This window comes from Streptomyces sp. SAS_272 (genome assembly GCF_052543235.1).
In genome coordinates this window covers 1-16139 of record NZ_JBMNDR010000133.1, presented here as the reverse complement: position 1 = coordinate 16139, position 16139 = coordinate 1, and the positions used below count along the sequence as shown (strand labels likewise).

The window sequence follows — 16139 nt, the reverse complement described above, 5'->3', positions numbered from 1 at the left end:
GTCGGCGGCCTGCGCCGGGCCGCCGACCGCGGCCGCCGCGCCGCCCGGGTTCTTCGCGGGGGCGGAGGGGGCGCCGGACGCGCCGTCGCCCGCCGCGGGCGTGAGTTCGAGCACCGGCGCCGGGTTCTCCGGCTCGTCCGCTCCCGCCGCGGCCTCCTCGATCCAGCGGACGGTCTTGCCGTCGGAGTAGGTCTGCAGGGTCTTGAAGGTCAGCCGGCCGGTGTCGTCGGGGAGCTGCCCGAAGGCGACGTCGAAGTCCTCGTACTGGCCGGCGCCGATCTTCCCGCCGGTCCAGGTGATCTCGGAGGCGGCCTCGGTGATCGTGCCGTCGTCGGTCTTCACGGGGGTCTTGAGCTTGGTGGTGGTCACCTTCGCGGTCCAGCCGTCCTGCGGGTGGACCAGCACGCCGAGCACGGGGTGGTCGGTGGGCAGGAAGACCTGCACCTCGGTGGTGCTCGCGGTGTCCTCCTCGTTGGGGACCCGGAAGCTGAGCACGCCGTCGTCGGCGCCCTTGGCGTAGCTCTCGGGGTGCACGGTGACGTGCGCGGAGGCGGCGCCTGCGGCGGCGAGGACCGCGGCGGCGGCGAGCACGGCGCCGAGACCGGCGCGACGCAGGGCGGGCCGTGTCGAGGACGTGGGCGCAGGGGACACGGCTGCAGGGCACATGGGTGTCGAGGACATGGGTGTCGAGGACATGGGTGGGTGATCTCCGTACAGGAAGGGTGTGGGTCCGGCTCGGGCCGGCTCGGGGTCAGGTCGCGTACGGGATCGGAGCGGGCGGACCGCGACGGCTCACCGCGTGGCGGAGCAGCAATTGCCGCGCGGGGACGGGAGCCGGGGCGGCGGCGGCCCGGATCGAGGGCACGGGCGGCGGGACGGGGGTGCCCCGCCACCAGGCGGCGAGGCCCGGCAGGAACGCCACCGCACGGCGCAGCAGCGACCACAGGGCGGCCTCCCCGCGCCGCAGCCACCAGGAGGCGGCCAGCGCGGCGAGGACGTGGGCCGCCGTGGCGTGCGGGGTCACAGCCGTCGCCTGGGCGTGCAGGTGCATGCCCTGCGCGGGCGTCATCGGCATCGCCGGCATGGTGCGCGCGGCCGCCCGGGAGTGGGCGGCGTCGAAGGCGACGTGCAGGCCGGCCTGCGTGGCGAGCACCGCCGCGCCGATCCCGGGCAGCGAGCGCTCGCGGGCGCCGAGCAGCCATCCGGCCGCGAAGACCGCCAGGAAGCCGGCTCCGTCCGCCCACGGCGGGGGCGGGCTGCCGGTGGCGAGTCCGTGTCCGGCGGCGGCCAGCAGGACGCACACCGCGGCGAACACCGCGGCGCGCAGACTCCGGACGGCCGGGGACGCACTCATCGTGGGGATCCTGCCACGTCCACCTGGTACGTCGGGCACGGCCTGCGCGTTCACCCGCCGCCCGCGCGTTCACCCGCGGCGCGGCAACAGCACGACCGCCGCGGCCGGCACCGCGGCGAGCACCAGCCAGGGGACGGCCGGGGGCAGTCCGGTGTCGAGGAGGGCGCCGGTGACGGCGCTGCCGAGCAGCACGATCAGCCCGGAGACCGAGGACAGCGCCCCGGTGTACAGACCGAGCCGGCCCTCCTCGGCGAGGTCGGGCACCCAGGCCCTGGCGGCGGGCGCGACGAGCATCTGACCGAGGGTGAGCAGCACGACGAACCCGGCCGCGGGCAGCAGCCCGGCCGTTCCGGTCCGGCCGGCGGGCAGGGCGGCCGCCACGACGGCGAACCCGGCAGCGATCAGCGCGAGTCCGGCGGCCATCGAGCGGCGCGGGCCGGTCCGCTCCCCCGCCCACCGGGTGACCGGCAGCTGGGCGGTCACCACCAGCAGCGAGGACAGCGCGAACAGCCAGGCCAGCGGCGCCTGCGAACCGGCGGCCCGCTCCACCTCGGCGGGCAGGGCGAGGTAGAGCTGGTTGTAGGCGAGGAGGTAGGCGCCGTAGGCGCAGCACAGGGCGAGGAAGCGGCGGTTGCGCAGGAGCGGTCCCGTACCGCCGCGCAGGCGAACGCGGGGGCGTCCGGGGAGGTGGCGCGGCAGCAGCCGGGCGTGAGCGGCGAGGACGAGCACGAAGACCCCGGCGCCGGCCAGGCACACCGAGCGGAAGTCGACCTCGATGAGCAGCGCGCCGAGCAGCGGCCCGAGGAACGCCCCGGCCTGTCCGGCGACCGTGAACAGGGCCAGCACCCGGGTCCGCGGGCCGCCGCCGGCCTCCTCGTGCAGGACGGCCTGCCGCGCCGCCTCGGACTCGACGGCAGGCGAGAACAGCGCGGCCGCGAACCCGGTGAGGAACACCGCCGCGACGACCGTCCAGGTCCGCTCCGCGTAACCGAGCCAGGCGAAGCCGGCGACGCGCAGCGCGCACCCGGCGAGGACGACGGGCCGTACTCCGTGGCGGTCGGCGAGCGCCCCGCCGATCACGAACAGCCCCTGCTGGCTGAAGGTCCGCAGGCCCAGCACGAACCCGACCAGCCAGCCGGCCATGCCCACCGCGTCGCCCAGATGCTCGGCGAGAAAGGGCAGGACCGCGAAGAATCCGATGTTGAAAGCGAACTGAGTGGCAATCAGAAGCCGCAGCAGAGAAGGCAGTCGGGGACCGACCCGCGCCCCACGCCGCGCTCCGAGTCGCACCTCCGTCATCCCGCGCTCACCGGCTCAGGCTGTGCGGACAGACGTTCGCCGGAGCCTGCGCCGCAGTCGGCGTCCACGGCACGGCGTCGCCCCGGGCGTCGCCGGAGCCCGGCCGCCGTCACCGCCAGGGCGCCCAGCAGGGCGAGGACGGCGGCGGGGGCGAGGACGGCCCACGGGGCGCGTTCGGCGTAGGGCTGGTTCTCGGCGAGCAGCAGGCCCCACTCGGGGGAGGGCGGCTGCGCGCCGAGGCCGAGGAAGCCGAGGGAGGCCAGGGCGAGCGCGATGCCGGGCAGCCGCAGGAGGGCGTGGCGGGCGACCGGCGGCAGGACGGCGGGCAGGAGTTCGCCGGTGAGCAGTCGCCAGGGTCCGGCGCCGAGGGCCCGGGTGGCGGCGAGGTGGAGGGTCGCCCGCTCCTCGCGCAGCAGGGCGGACGTGTGCGCGGCGAGCGGCGCCCAGGCGACGACGGCCACGGCGAGGACGGGCGTCCAGCCTCCGCCGCCCCGGACGGCGGCGACCAGGAGCGCGGCGAGGACGGGCGGGACGGCGTTCACCGTGTCGACGAGCGGCCCGGACAGCCGGGGCAGCAGTCCGAGCAGGAGGCCGGCGGTCAGTGCGATCGCGCTGACCGCGAGGGCGAGCGTGAGGGTGTCGAGGGCGCCGTGCGCCACCCGGGCGAGGAGGTCGCGACCCAGTGCGTCGGCGCCGAACGGGTGCGCCGCGGAGGGGGCTTGGAGGCGGGCGTCGGTGTCGAGGGCGAGCGGGTCGCGGGGCAGGCCGGCCAGGACGACGGCGAGCAGTGCGACGCCGAGGGCGAGCGGCGGGAGACGGCGGGCGGGCGGTGCCGGCCGGTGCAGGGCGTGCAGGGCCCCGTCGCGCAGGGCGGGCCCGATGAGCCGACGGGCGGCGAGCCGGACCACGGCGGTGGTGACGGCCGCGAGCGCGACGAGCACGAGGACGCCCGCCTGGAGGACGGGGAGGTCCTGGGCGATCGCCGCCTGGAGGGTGGTGCGGCCGAGGCCGGGGATGTCGAAGATCTGCTCCACGGCGACGGATCCGCCGGTCAGTCCGACCAGGAACAGCCCCAGACTGGGCAGCAGCGCGGGCACGCAGCGGCGCAGCGCCTTGCGGGCGACGCTCGGACCGGGCAGCCCGCGGGCGGCCGCGGCGAGCGCCCAGGGCTCGGCGAAGGCGGCGGGCAGCCGGTCGTCGAGGAGCCGGCCGAGGACGGCGCCGGCGGGCAGGCCGAGGGCGAGCGCGGGCAGCACGGTCCACTGCGGGCCGTACCAGCCGAGGGCGGGCAGCCAGCCCAGTTGCACGCCGACCACCGTGGCGAGGACGGAGGCGACGAGGAACTCCGGCAGCGCGGCGAGCACGGCGGAGCCGGAGCCGCCGGCGGGCCGGCCGTCGAGGAGCCGTCGCGCGCCGAGGCGCAGGGTGCGGGCACACACGCCGGCGGCGGTGACCAGCGCGACGGCCAGGGCCGCCGTCACCAGCAGCAGGGACGCGCCCAGGGCGGCGAGGACGTCGGGCATCACCTCGGCGCCGGAGATCCAGGACCGGCCGGCGTCGCCGCGCGGCAGGCCCGCCAGCCACTGCCCGAGCAGGTGCAGCGGGCCCTCGTCCAGGCCGAGTCGGGCGCGGACGTCGGCGAGCGCCTGCGGGGTGGCGTCACGGTCGGTGGACTGCGCCTTGAGCACGGTGAGCGCCGGGTCGGTGTGCGAGATCCACGGCAGCAGCCCGGTCCCGCACACCAGCAACGCGGCCAGTACGGCACGCCAGAGCAGCGTGCCCGCCTTGCTTCTCATGCCGTCAGCGCCGGGTCCCGGCGCCGACGAGGGTGCGCTCGTAGGGGTCGAGGAGCACCCCGCTGACGTCGTCGTCGACGCCGGTGACGACACGCTGGTGGACGAGCGGGACGACGGCGTCGGTGCCGAGCACCGCGGCCTCGGCGGCCATGGCGGCGTCCTGCCGTTCGCCGGGTCCTTCGACCGCCTGTGCCGCGGCGACGGCCCGGTCGACCCGCTTGTCGCAGAGCAGGGAGAGGTTGTAGCCGCCGGCGCAGGTGAAGTCGCTCGCCGGCAATGACACCGGGTCGCCGGTGTCCAGGAGGCTGTTGCGGGCCCCGACGACGGCGTCGAACTTCCCGGCGAGCGCGTCGGTCTCCAGCCGTGAGTACTCGCGCACCTCCAGTTTCACCGTGAAGCCGGCCTTCTCCAGCTGCTGCTTCAACACCTGTGCGACTTCCGGGAGTTCGGGCCGGTTGTCATACGTGGCGAGGGTGACGGAGGCGCCGCCGGGGGCGGCGGCCCTCGCTCGTCCGATGGGCTGGACGCGCTTGCTCGCGGCCCAGGTGACGGCGGGGCCGTAGATGCCGGCGCCGGCGTCGGCGTGTCCTTCGTAGACGCCCTCGGCGAGGGCGGAGGTGTCGACGGCCGCCCGGGCGGCGGCGCGCAGGGCCGGGTTCCTGAAGACGCCCGACCTGGTGTTGAGGTGCAGGCTGGTGGTGCGGGTCGTGGCGGTCTCGCGTCGGGTGTCCGCGTCGAGGCCGGCGGCCTGCGCCACGGGTATCGCCTCGGCGACGTCGACCTGGCCGGTGCGCAGGGCGTTGGCGCGGGCGCCGCCGTCGGCGACGAACCGCACGTCGATGCCCGAGGCCTGGGCGCGGCCGCCCCAGTAGTCGTCGAAGCGGTCGAGGACCGCGGCTGCGGCCCCGTTCACGTCGGTGAGTTCGAAGGGGCCGGTGGCGGTGCCGGCGGGGTCGACGGCGCCCTTCTTCGCGTACGCCTTCGGGGAGAGGACGGCGAGGGAGGGGCTGGACAGCCGCAGGGGCAGGACGGGGTCGGGCAGCGCGGTCGTGACGCGCACGCCCGTGCCGCCCTCCGCCTTCGCCGTGAGGGTGACGCCGGTGAGAGCGGCAGGGGCCGGCTCGGCGAGGGTGGCCCGGGTGAGCGACGCGGCGACGGCAGCGGGGGTGACGTGCGTGCCGTCCTGGAAGACGGCCTCGCGCAGGGTGAACAGCCAGGTGCGGTCGTTCTCGCGGCGCCAGGACGCGGCGAGCGCGGGGGCCGCCGCCCCGTTGGCGTCGAGGGCGGTCAGCCCCTCGGTGACGCCGAGCCGGCTGAGGATCGTCGCGTCGGCGCCGTACGGGGAGAGGTTCTCGGCGGGCGGGAAGGCGAGGGCGACGCGCAGCCGGGCGCCGCCCCCGGCGGCGGACCCCTCGCCGTCGCCGCCGTCGCCGGAGGCGGCGAAACAGCCGGTGAGCAACGGGGCGAGGCACAGGGCGGCGAGGAGCCGGGGGCGGCGACGGGGCGGGGACGCGAGGCGGGCGGAAGGAGCGGGAGGGAGGGGAGGACGGAGCGGGGCGAGCGTGGCGAGAGGGGCGGGACGGACGAAGCGCATGGGGTTACCGGCCTGTGGTGCGGGTGCGGGTGCGGGGGCGGGGGCGGGGGGAGAGGCAGGCGGGGAGGAGGGCGTCGAAGGGGACGTCGAAGTGCACGATGCCCTGGCCGCCGTCCGCCTCCTGCCGCTCGTCGTGCACGACGGCGGCGAGCGACCGCCAGAACGCCTCGGCGCCTTCGACGGCGGGGTCGGTGTGCAGATAGACGGAGCGGTACCCGCCGTCGGCGACCGCGAAGGCGAGCAGTTCGGCGACCAGTCGGCGGGCGAGACCGCGTCTGCGGTGCTCGGGGCGGACGTAGACGCGGCGCAACTGCGCGGTGGTGCCGCAGGGGTAGCGCTCGGCGACGTGCCGAGGGTTCGGCGGATGCGCGGGACCGCGGGAGTCGAGGGCGGCGGTGGCGACGATCTCACCGCTGCCCCCCGAGCCGCCGCCGTCGCCGCCGTCGATCGCGACCAGCAGGGTGTGGCGGCCGGGGGCGAGGTAGGCGGCGGCGGGATCGATGATGTCGCGGTGCCAGCGGGGCACGTAGCCGCTGCCGAAGTCCCGGTAGACGGTGTCCAGCATGACGGCTCGGGCGCCGTCCAGGTCGTCGGGGCCCGCGGGCCGTATGCAGTATTCACGCACTTGCACATCATATGCAGTAAGCGGAGCGAGGACGATCATGTCGTCACCGCGCCCGGACGTCGACTTGACAGAGATCATGAGGCACCCCTAAATCTAGCCACATGACATTCATTTTCATCAAGGTGGTGTGATGCGCGTCGCATTCGTGGGAAAGGGCGGCAGCGGCAAGACGACCCTGTCCGCCCTGTTCGCCCGCCGGTTGGCGGGTTCCGGCGCACCGGTGCTGGCCGTGGACGGCGACATCAACCAGCATCTGTCCGAGGCTCTGGACCCCACGGCCGGCGCACCGCCGTTCACGGCCCCGCCGCTGGCGGCGCACCTGGACGACATCAAGGACCTGCTGCGCGGCGACAACCCGCGGATCTCCTCCCGCGAGACGATGGTCAAGACGACCCCGCCGGGCCGCGGTTCACGGCTCCTTCGCCTGCTGGGCGACGACGAGCTGCACACCCGCCACGTACGACGGGTGGGCGGCGTGCCGCTGATGGTGACGGGCGCGTTCGACGAGAGCGACCTGGGGGTGGCCTGCTACCACTCCAAGCTGGGCGCGGCGGAGCTCTATCTGAGCCACCTGGTCGACGGCCCCGGCGAGTACCTGGTGATGGACATGACGGCGGGCGCCGACGCCTTCGCCTCCGGCCTGTTCGCCCGCTTCGACATGACGTTCCTGGTGGCCGAACCCACCCGCAGAGGCGTCTCCGTCTACCGCCAGTACCGCGACCACGCCCGCGAGTACGACATCCCCCTCGCCGTGGTCGGCAACAAGGTGACCGGCGAGGACGACCTGCTCTTCCTCAAGGAGGAGGTGGGCGACGACCTCCTCACCCACGTCGCCCTCTCCCCCTGGGTCCGCTCGGCCGAACGCGGCGACCCACAGGGCGAGTTGGAGGACGCCAACCGCCACGCCCTGGACGTCCTGCGCGCCACGGTCGACGCCCGCCCGAACGACCGGCAGGCCCTCCACCGCCACGCCGTCCACTTCCACCTCCGCAACGCCCGCTCCTGGGCGAACGAGGCGACCGGCCAGGACCTGGCCGCCCAGGTGGACCCGGACTTCACCCCGCCCCCGGCCCTCCTCCCCTGACGGCCCCTCCCCTGATCACCCCCCACCACAGAAACAGGACACCCATGTCTCTCGACGTCTCCCCCGAGCTCCTCGCCGAAGCCGAAGCCGGCCCCGTCCGCGAGGAGGACTTCGTGGACACGATCCGCACCTCCCTCCCCTACGCCTACGGCCTCGTCTCCGATCTGTCCGCCCGACTCCACGCCGGAATGACCGAGTTCGCCGACAACCAGACGCCGCCCGCCTCCGAGCAGGAGCGGGGCCAGCTGCTGCGCGCCCTCGCCAGCGACGCCATCCGCGGCAGCCTGGAACGCCACTTCGACATCACCCTGGCCTTCCAGAACTGCCACCGCGTCGCGGCCTTCCGCCCCGACGCCCGCGGCACCGCCGCCCACACCCGCTTCACGTCCACCCGCGCGCAGGTCCTCAACCAGTCCGCGGAACTGCGGGACTGCTGACCCCGCTGCCGCCTCGGCGTCGACGGGCTCCCCCTCCCGACGCCGAGGCCCTGCGCCGAGGCCCTGCGCCGGGACCCCGGACCGGACGCCGATGCGGGGTGGCCGGTCGACGGATCACCGACAGGTGATCGACGCGATCGCCGTCAGGCTCCCCTCAGGTCGCCGATGAGTTTCGGCGTGCCGGCCGGTCCAAGTCGGCACACCTGACCGAGGGAGAACCCGATGGACAAGACGCGCTCGCATCCGACGGCTCAGATCGCCCGTCGCATGTTCGAGCTCCTGGAGCCGATCTGCCTGGTCACCTACTTCGCCGACGAGTGCAACGAGGAACTGGCCGCACTCGGCCACCGCACCTACTGGGACGGCTACTTCGCCAGCCGCGCGGCACCACTGGGACGGGTGCCCGCCCAGGTCGTGCACGCGGCCTTCTACAACTTCGCCGACGGGGAAGCCGCACGGCACATCCCCAGCGCCTGGGCGACGATCCCGCCCGAGGCCTCGGTCGCCGCCCGGGAGCGCGGCAGCGCGGCCTCCCTGCGACGCATCCTCGGCGACGAACTGGCCGACTCCCCGGGCCTGGTGCGCGCCGCGGACCTGACCACCAAGGCCGCGACGAGCGCACCCGCCGAAGGCCGGATGATGTACGCCGGCATGCGCGCCCTTGCGGTGCCCGGCGACCCCGTCGCCCGGCTGTGGCATTCCGCGACCATGCTGCGCGAGCACCGCGGCGACGGACACATCGCCGCTCTCGTCGGCGCGCGCATCGGCGGCACGGAGGCCCACGTGCTCTCCGCTCTCGAACAGGGCATCCACCCCCCGGAGTCGTTCGGACGCATCCATCACCTGCCGAAAGAGCGCCTGGCCGCGGTCATGGACGGCATGCGCGAACGCGGGCTCATCGACGCCGAAGGCCACTTCACCGACGCCGGCCGCGCGGCCGGACAACGCATCGAAACCCTCACCGACGAACTCGCCGCCCCGCCGTACGAAGCCCTGTCCCCCGCCGAACTCGACGAACTGATCACCGAGCTCGAGCCCATCACCGCGATCCTGGTGGCCACAGGCTCGCGGTGACAGGCCGAAATCGCTGCCGGACCGCAGCCGGCCAGGGGCTGCCAGGCCCGCTCCTGCCTTTCGTGTCCTGCCTCAAGCAGCCTTTCGCCCCCGCTCGCGGTGGCGGCGGATGATGTCCGCGTACCGGTGGCCGCTGCCCTTGATGGTGCGGGCCTGGGTGCGGTAGTCGACGTGGACGAGGCCGAAGCGCTTGTCGTAGCCGTACGCCCACTCGAAGTTGTCGAGCAGGGACCAGGCGAAGTAGCCGGCCAGCGGGGCGCCCTTGCGGGCGGCGGAGGCGCAGGCGGCCAGGTGCTTCACCAGGTAGTCCTGGCGTTGCGGATCGTCCACCGTGCCGTCGGGACGGACGGCGTCCGGGAACGCGGAGCCGTTCTCGGTGACGTACAGCTTGCGCGCCCCGTACTCGTCGGTGAGACGGAGCAGCAGGTCCTCGATGCCGCTCGCGTCGACCTCCCAGTCCATGCCGGTGCGCGGGACGCCGGGCCGGCGGACCGTGCGGACACGGGGCGCCGGGCCGGTCGGGTCGTCGGCGACGGTCTGCGGGAAGTAGTAGTTCAGGCCCAGCCAGTCGAGCGGGGCCGCCATCACCGCCACGTCACCCTGGTGCTCCGGGAGTTCTACGCCGTACACCTCGCGCATGTCGGCCGGGAAGCCGCGGCCGTGCACCGGGTCGAGCCACCAGCGGTTGGTGTGGCCGTCCATGCGAAGGGCGGCGGCGACGTCCGCGGGACGGTCCGTGGCGGGGTGGATCGTGGAGAGGTTGTTGACGATGCCGACGCGGGCGCCCGGGGCGGCGGCGCGGATCGCCTGTGTGGCGAGGCCGTGGCCGAGGAGCAGGTGGTACGAGGCACGGACGGCCGCCGTCAGGTCCTTGACGCCGGGGGCCATCGTGCCCTCCAGGTGTCCGATCCAGGCCGAGCACAGGGGCTCGTTGAGGGTGGCCCAGTGGGTGACGCGGTCCCCCAGGCGTTCTGCCACGACCGAGGCGTACGCGGCGAAGTGCTCGGCGGTCGCCCGCTCGGGCCAGCCGCCCCGGTCCTGGAGGACCTGCGGAAGATCCCAGTGGTAGAGGGTGACGGACGGGGTGATGCCCGCCTCCAGCAGCCCGTCGATCACCTGGTCGTAGAAGGCGAGGCCCTTGGCGTTGGCCGGCCCGTCGCCGCCCGGCACGACCCGCGGCCAGGCGACGGACAACCGGTAGGCGTCGGCCCCCAGTTGCCGCATCAGCGCGATGTCCTCGCGCCAGCGGTGGTAGTGGTCGCAGGCGACGTCGCCGTTGTCGTCGCCCGCGACCTTGCCGGGGGTGTGGGAGAACGTGTCCCAGATCGACGGCGCACGTCCGTCCTCCGCGACGGCTCCCTCGATCTGGTACGCCGCCGTGGCGGTGCCCCACAGGAAGTCGTGCGGGAGTGCGGCGAAGTCGATGGTCACGGAGGTCCCTTCGGAGGAGGCGGAGGAGGTCACTTGACGGCGCCGGCCGTCAGTCCGGCGACCAGATAGCGCTGGAGCAGCAGGAACCCGGCGACCACGGGCACGCTGACGACGAGCGAGGCGGCCATGATCTGGTTCCAGTACACGTCGTTGAGGGTGGAGTAACCCTGGAGCCCGACGGCGAGCGTGCGGGTGGTGTCGTTGGTCATGACGGAGGCGAACAGCACCTCGCCCCAAGCGGTCATGAAGGCGTAGACGGCGACGGCGACGATGCCGGGGACCGCGGCCGGCACCACGATCCGGAACAGCGCGCCGAGCGGCCCGCAGCCGTCGACCAGGGCTGCCTCGTCGAGGTCGCGCGGCACCGAGTCGAGGTATCCGATCAGCATCCAGATGGAGAAGGGGAGCGAGAACGTCAGATACGTCAGGATCAGCCCGCCCCGCGAGCCGAACAGGGCGATGCCGGTGGCGTCGCCGATGTTGACGTAGAGCAGGAACAGCGGGAGGAGGAAGAGGATGCCGGGGAACATCTGCGTGGACAGGACGGTGACCGTGAACACCCGCTTGCCCCGGAAGTCGTAACGGCTCACCGCGTACGCGCTGAACACGGCGATCACCACCGAGCAGACCGTCGCCGCACCCGCCACGATCAGCGAGTTGACGAAGTACCGGGCGAGCGGGACGGTCGACCAGATGTCGATGTACGGGCGGACGGTCAGACCGCTGGGCAGCCAGCGGAACTCGCCCGTGACGTCCGCGAGCGGCTTGAGCGAGCTGGAGACCATCACGTACACCGGCAGCAGCACGAAGCCGGTGAGCAGGGTGAGGAAGATCCGCCGGGACCAGAGGAAGGAACTCGGCGGCGCCATGGGCGAGTCACCGCGCATGGGAAGACCTCCGTCGCGAGGTGAGGGCCAGATAGACGCCCGTCACGGCCAGCAGGAAGAGCAGCAGCAGGACCGACATCGCCGAGCCCGTGCCGAAGTTCCAGGTGACGAAGGACGCCTGGTAGATGTGGACCGAGATGAGGTCCGCGGCCTCCGGGGCCGCCCTGCCGAACAGGACGTAGGGGGTGTTGAAGTCGTTGAACGTCCACAGGAACAGCACCAGCACCAGCACCTGGTTGACCGGGCCCAGGGACGGCAGGGTGATGCGGCGGAGCTGCTGCCACACCCCGGCGCCGTCCAGCGCGGCCGCCTCGTACAGTTCGCGCGGGATGTTCTGCAGGCCCGCCGTCACGATGAGGAAGGCGAACGGCCAGCCCTTCCACACCGACACGGTGAGCAGCGCGTAGAAGCTGTTGTCCCCGATGAGCCAGAAGGACGGCTCGTCGGTGAGGTGCAGCTGGTCGTGCAGGACGTGGTTCACCAGGCCGTTGTCGTGCTGGAACATGAAGACCCAGGTGATCACCGCCGCGTAGACCGGCAGCGCGTACGGCACCAGGAACAGCGCGCGCAGGAGTCCGCGGCCGCGGAAGGCGTCCTGCATGAAGACCGCCGCCGCCGTGCCGATGAGCCAGCACAGGCCGACCGACAGCAGAGTGAAGCCGACGGTGACGAGGAACGAGTGGAGCAGGGCCGCGCCGACGGGCGCGTCGAAGTCCACCGACAGGCGGTAGTTGTCGAGGCCGGACCAGGGGGCCGTGCCCCAGTCGCGGATGTAGAACTGGGTGAGTTCCTTGAAGCTCATCACGATGCCGATCACCATCGGCACCAGGTGGACCAGGAGCTCCAGGATCAGGGCGGGCAGGAGCAACAGGTAGGGCAGTCCGACGCGGCGGAGGCGGCCGGGGCGCGGTCCACGGGTCCCGCCGCCGTCGGGGCGTACCGGGGGTTTCACGACCTCGACGGTGGTGGTCATCGGGCTCACTTCGCCGGCATCTGCTGCTGGGCCTCGGCGAGCTCGGCCTTCACCGACTCGGCGGTGACCGCGCGGCCGGCGGCGGCGTCGGCGAACAGTTCCTTGACGGCCGTGCCGACCACCGTCTCGAACTGCGACTCGTCGGCGACCTGGGGCAGTGCGGCGGCGCTCTTGGCGAGGGTGTCCTTGAGGACCGCGTTCGCGGGGGAGTTGAACGCGGCGTCCGACTGGGCGGAGGCGACGGGCGGGATGGTGCTGTAGGCGGTGTTGAGGATCTTCTGTTCCTCGTCGCCGGTCATGAACTTCACGAACTCGGTCGCACCGTCGAGGTTGTCGGTGTTCTTGAATACCGCCAGGTTGATGCCCGCGACCATCGAGTTGACCTGGGCGCCGGCGCCCGGGGAGCCGGACTGCACGGGCACCGGGGCGATGCCGTACGCGTCCGCGCTCATGCCCTGGGACGCGAGGTTGGCGGACGCGGACTGCCACAGCAGCATCGCCGTCTTCCCCTTGGCGAAGTCGCTGACGGACTGGTTCTGCGCGTACTCGGCATTGCCCTGCGGGATGACCTTGTCCTTCGCCATCAGATCGACGTACTGCTTGACCGCCGAGACCACGCCGTCCGAGGTGAAGTCGGGCTTGCCGTCGGCGGTGAAGAAGTCCGCGCCGTGCTGCTCGGCGAAGACGAAGACATGGTGGATGTTCTCGGCGACGTTCGCGCCCTCGGCGCCCAGGACCTGCTTGCCCTTCGCCTGGATCTTCTTGCCGTCCGCCACCAACTCGGCCCAGGTGGCCGGTGGTTGTGCGATGCCGGCGTCGGCGAAGATCTGCTTGTTGTAGTACAGGGCGTATGCCATCGAGTACAGCGGCACCGCGGCCGGGTCCTGCCCCTGGGCGCCGGTCGAGCCGAGCGCGGAGGCCACGAAGCGGCTCTTGCCCCCGATCTTCGCGAGGTTCGCGTCGTTCCAGGGCAGCAGCGCGCCCGTGGCCTGGAGCGAGGCCGACCAGGTGTTGCCGATGTTGAGGACGTCCGGGCCCTGACCGGACGTGGTGGCGGTGAGGATCCGGTTGAGCAGGTCCGACCAGGGAACGACCTCCAGCTTCACCTTGATCCCGGTCCGCTTCTCGAACTTGTCGAGTTCCGGCTGGAGGACCTTCTTGTCCACCTCGATGCTCGCGCCCTGGTTGGAGGCCCAGTAGGTCAAGGTCTTCGGAGAGTCGTCGGATCCCCCGCCGTCCGTCGAGCTGCCGCCTCCGCAGGCCGTGGCCGCAAGGGCGAGTGACATGACGACGGCTCCTGTGGCCGCGGCTCGAATGGTGCGCATGGGTCGGCTCCCGGTGTCATCAGGGCTTAATTTAGGACGTGAGTTAAACCTCGGAAGCGACGCACGTCAAGGGTTCCGGCACACTCCGGACCGCTCAGGCGCCACACCGGAACCACCCCGGGGCCGCCCCGGAGCCACCCCGGGGCCTCGGGGCTCCTCCAGGGCTCCTCCAGGGCTCCTTCGGGGCCACGGCAGCGGACAACTCCGGTCGCACCACTTGACGCGCACGTTCGGGCAGTTGAAGCATTCAGCGCTGAGAGAGCGCTCTCAAGCAGATGCCCGTTCACTTCCTTTAGCCAGCCGTTCCCCGTGAGCGGCCCGCACCGAGGAGAGCCGCCATGCCCCACGCCCAGCCGCCGTCGGACACCCCCGCCGTGCGCCGCCGAGCCGTGCTCACGGCCGCCGCCACGGCCGCGGCCGCCCCCGTCCTCGCCGGACTGGCCGCCCCGCCCGCCTCCGCGGCACCGGCCTCCGCGACATCGGCGTCCGCGACATCGGCCGGCACGCCGTCGGCCGCCGCCTCGCGCGGCAGGCGTCCGTGCGCCCTGCCGGGCGGCGGCGACCTCGGCCCGAACGTTCTCGTCTTCGACCCTTCGACACCCGACATCCAGGCCCGCCTCGACGAGGTGTTCCGGCAGCAGGAGGCGGCCCAGTTCGGCACCGGACGCTACGCCCTGCTGTTCAAGCCGGGCGTCTACCACGGGCTCAACGCCCAACTCGGTTTCTACACCTCCATCGCCGGCCTCGGCCTCTCCCCCGACGACACCACCATCAACGGCGACGTGACCGTCGACGCGGGCTGGTTCGGCGGCAACGCCACGCAGAACTTCTGGCGTTCGGCGGAGAACCTCGCGCTCGTCCCGGTCAGCGGCACCAACCGGTGGGCGGTCGCCCAGGCCGCCCCGTTCCGCCGGATGCACGTCCACGGAGGCCTCAACCTCGCGCCGTCCGGCTTCGGCTGGGCCAGTGGCGGCTACATCGCCGACAGCCGGATCGAAGGCGAGGTCGGCCCCTACTCGCAGCAGCAGTGGTACACCCGGGACAGCGCCGTCGGCAGCTGGCTCAACGGCGTGTGGAACATGGTCTTCTCGGGCGTCGAAGGCGCCCCCGCCCAGAGCTTCCCCAGCCCGCCCTACACCACGCTCGAGACGACGCCCGTCTCCCGGGAGAAGCCGTTCCTGTACGTCGACCGCGGCGGCTACCGCGTCTTCCTGCCCGCCAAGCGCACCGACGCACGCGGTGTGACCTGGGGCCGCGGCACCCCGCGCGGCAGCTCGCTGCCCCTGTCGCGGTTCTACGTGGCCAGGCCGGGCGTCTCCGCCGCCACCCTCAACCAGGCCCTCGACCAGGGCCTGCACCTGCTGCTCACACCGGGCGTCTACCACCTCGACCGGCCGGTCCGGGTGAACCGCGCCGGCACCGTCGTCCTCGGCCTCGGCTACGCCACGCTCGTCCCCGACAACGGCGTCACGGCCGTGAAGGTCGCCGACGTGGACGGCGTGCGGCTGGCCGGATTCCTGATCGACGCCGGTCCGGTCAACTCCGCGACCCTGCTGGAGGTCGGTCCGCCCGGAGCGCGGCGCGACCACTTCGCCGACCCGACCACCGTGCAGGACGTGTTCATCAGGATCGGCGGAGCGGGCGCCGGCAGGGCCACCACCAGCATGGTGATCAACAGCCGGCACACGATCGTCGACCACACCTGGGTCTGGCGCGCCGACCACGGCGAGGGCGTCGGCTGGGACACCAACCGGGCCGACTACGGGGTCGTCGTCAACGGCCACGACGTGCTGGCGACGGGCCTGTTCGTGGAGCACTTCAACAAGTACGACGTGCAGTGGTACGGCCAGCGCGGCCGCACGATCTTCTTCCAGAACGAGAAGGCGTACGACGCCCCGAACCAGGCGGCGATCCAGAACGGCGCGCTGAAGGGCTACGCCGCCTACAAGGTCGGCGACGACGTCACCGCGCACGAGGGCTGGGGCCTGGGCAGTTACTGCTTCTACAACGTCGATCCCACGATCGTCCAGCACCACGGTTTCGCCGCCCCGGACGTGCCGGGCGTGAAGTTCCACGACCTCCTGGTGGTCTCGCTCGGCGGCCAGGGCCAGTACGAGCACGTGATCAACGACCTCGGCGCACCGACGTCCGGCACGTCGACGGTGCCGTCCACGGTGGTCTCGTATCCCTGACGGCGGCCCCCGCACCGGTCTGCACACCGCCCACGCGGCTGGGGGGCGGTTCTGCCTCCCCGGCCCGG

14 protein-coding genes are annotated in these 16139 nt (G+C 73.1%); 4 read left to right on the top strand and 10 right to left on the bottom strand.

Annotated elements, in window-relative coordinates; translation table 11 throughout:
- The 6 genes from ACN6LD_RS39725 to ACN6LD_RS39700 all read right to left on the bottom strand — a co-directional run.
- The coding region (locus tag ACN6LD_RS39725) for a YcnI family copper-binding membrane protein (protein WP_445045688.1) at window positions 1-651 on the bottom strand (651 nt) is incomplete at its 3' end.
- 100 nt (window positions 652-751) lie between these two features.
- Window positions 752-1354, bottom strand: a complete 603-nt coding sequence (locus ACN6LD_RS39720; RefSeq protein WP_445045687.1) for a hypothetical protein — start codon at window positions 1352-1354, stop codon at window positions 752-754.
- Window positions 1355-1423: 69 nt separating this feature from the next.
- Window positions 1424-2653: an MDR family MFS transporter gene (locus ACN6LD_RS39715; protein WP_445045686.1), complete on the bottom strand. Its 1230-nt coding sequence runs from the start codon at window positions 2651-2653 to the stop codon at window positions 1424-1426.
- Window positions 2650-4449, bottom strand: a complete 1800-nt coding sequence (locus tag ACN6LD_RS39710) for an ABC transporter permease subunit (protein WP_445045685.1) — start codon at window positions 4447-4449, stop codon at window positions 2650-2652. Before ACN6LD_RS39710 ends, ACN6LD_RS39715 begins: the two co-directional genes overlap by 4 nt.
- A 4-nt stretch (window positions 4450-4453) precedes the next feature.
- A complete protein-coding gene (locus ACN6LD_RS39705) occupies window positions 4454-6043 on the bottom strand; it encodes an ABC transporter substrate-binding protein (RefSeq protein ID WP_445045684.1) in 1590 nt (529 codons plus the stop codon).
- A gap of 4 nt (window positions 6044-6047) precedes the next feature.
- On the bottom strand, window positions 6048-6668 hold the full coding sequence (locus tag ACN6LD_RS39700; protein ID WP_445045683.1) for a GNAT family N-acetyltransferase: 621 nt from the start codon (window positions 6666-6668) through the stop codon (window positions 6048-6050).
- Between the two features lie 130 nt (window positions 6669-6798).
- Between ACN6LD_RS39700 and ACN6LD_RS39695 the strand changes: the two genes are divergently transcribed.
- The 3 genes from ACN6LD_RS39695 (at window position 6799) to ACN6LD_RS39685 (ending at window position 9263) form a co-directional block, all read left to right on the top strand.
- Window positions 6799-7752 (top strand): ATP-binding protein, encoded by a 954-nt coding sequence (locus tag ACN6LD_RS39695; protein ID WP_445045682.1) that lies wholly within the window; start codon window positions 6799-6801, stop codon window positions 7750-7752.
- A gap of 44 nt (window positions 7753-7796) precedes the next feature.
- Window positions 7797-8189 (top strand): SCO5389 family protein, encoded by a 393-nt coding sequence (locus ACN6LD_RS39690; RefSeq protein WP_319197397.1) that lies wholly within the window; start codon window positions 7797-7799, stop codon window positions 8187-8189.
- A 222-nt stretch (window positions 8190-8411) separates the two neighbouring features.
- Window positions 8412-9263: an SCO6745 family protein gene (locus ACN6LD_RS39685; protein WP_319197390.1), complete on the top strand. Its 852-nt coding sequence runs from the start codon at window positions 8412-8414 to the stop codon at window positions 9261-9263.
- 72 nt (window positions 9264-9335) lie between these two features.
- On the opposite strand, the gene ACN6LD_RS39680 is transcribed toward ACN6LD_RS39685, so the two are convergent.
- The 4 genes from ACN6LD_RS39680 to ACN6LD_RS39665 are packed head-to-tail and all read right to left on the bottom strand — an operon-like array spanning window position 9336 to window position 13879.
- Window positions 9336-10694: a GH1 family beta-glucosidase gene (locus tag ACN6LD_RS39680; RefSeq protein WP_319197391.1), complete on the bottom strand. Its 1359-nt coding sequence runs from the start codon at window positions 10692-10694 to the stop codon at window positions 9336-9338.
- A gap of 29 nt (window positions 10695-10723) precedes the next feature.
- On the bottom strand, window positions 10724-11563 hold the full coding sequence (locus tag ACN6LD_RS39675; RefSeq protein ID WP_319197399.1) for a carbohydrate ABC transporter permease: 840 nt from the start codon (window positions 11561-11563) through the stop codon (window positions 10724-10726).
- A gap of 7 nt (window positions 11564-11570) precedes the next feature.
- Window positions 11571-12554 carry a carbohydrate ABC transporter permease gene (locus tag ACN6LD_RS39670; protein WP_445045681.1) on the bottom strand — a complete coding sequence of 328 codons (984 nt, stop codon included), beginning with the start codon at window positions 12552-12554 and terminating at the stop codon, window positions 11571-11573.
- Between the two features lie 5 nt (window positions 12555-12559).
- Window positions 12560-13879: an ABC transporter substrate-binding protein gene (locus tag ACN6LD_RS39665; RefSeq protein WP_445045680.1), complete on the bottom strand. Its 1320-nt coding sequence runs from the start codon at window positions 13877-13879 to the stop codon at window positions 12560-12562.
- 338 nt (window positions 13880-14217) lie between these two features.
- Between ACN6LD_RS39665 and ACN6LD_RS39660 the strand changes: the two genes are divergently transcribed.
- Complete coding sequence (locus ACN6LD_RS39660; protein ID WP_445045679.1) at window positions 14218-16071, top strand: coagulation factor 5/8 type domain-containing protein; 1854 nt, start codon at window positions 14218-14220, stop codon at window positions 16069-16071.
- Window positions 16072-16139: the final 68 nt, after the last annotated feature.

Excerpts from the sequence above, each read along its gene's own strand:
- ACN6LD_RS39720 (WP_445045687.1), bottom strand. The coding sequence starts at position 1,354 with ATGAGTGCGTCCCCGGCCGTCCGGAGTCTGCGCGCCGCGGTGTTCGCC.
- ACN6LD_RS39715 (WP_445045686.1), bottom strand. The coding sequence starts at position 2,653 with ATGACGGAGGTGCGACTCGGAGCGCGGCGTGGGGCGCGGGTCGGTCCC.
- ACN6LD_RS39710 (WP_445045685.1), bottom strand. The coding sequence starts at position 4,449 with ATGAGAAGCAAGGCGGGCACGCTGCTCTGGCGTGCCGTACTGGCCGCG.
- ACN6LD_RS39705 (WP_445045684.1), bottom strand. The coding sequence starts at position 6,043 with ATGCGCTTCGTCCGTCCCGCCCCTCTCGCCACGCTCGCCCCGCTCCGT.
- ACN6LD_RS39695 (WP_445045682.1), top strand. The coding sequence starts at position 6,799 with ATGCGCGTCGCATTCGTGGGAAAGGGCGGCAGCGGCAAGACGACCCTG.
- ACN6LD_RS39690 (WP_319197397.1), top strand. The coding sequence starts at position 7,797 with ATGTCTCTCGACGTCTCCCCCGAGCTCCTCGCCGAAGCCGAAGCCGGC.
- ACN6LD_RS39685 (WP_319197390.1), top strand. The coding sequence starts at position 8,412 with ATGGACAAGACGCGCTCGCATCCGACGGCTCAGATCGCCCGTCGCATG.
- ACN6LD_RS39675 (WP_319197399.1), bottom strand. The coding sequence starts at position 11,563 with ATGGCGCCGCCGAGTTCCTTCCTCTGGTCCCGGCGGATCTTCCTCACC.
- ACN6LD_RS39670 (WP_445045681.1), bottom strand. The coding sequence starts at position 12,554 with ATGACCACCACCGTCGAGGTCGTGAAACCCCCGGTACGCCCCGACGGC.
- ACN6LD_RS39665 (WP_445045680.1), bottom strand. The coding sequence starts at position 13,879 with ATGCGCACCATTCGAGCCGCGGCCACAGGAGCCGTCGTCATGTCACTC.
- ACN6LD_RS39660 (WP_445045679.1), top strand. The coding sequence starts at position 14,218 with ATGCCCCACGCCCAGCCGCCGTCGGACACCCCCGCCGTGCGCCGCCGA.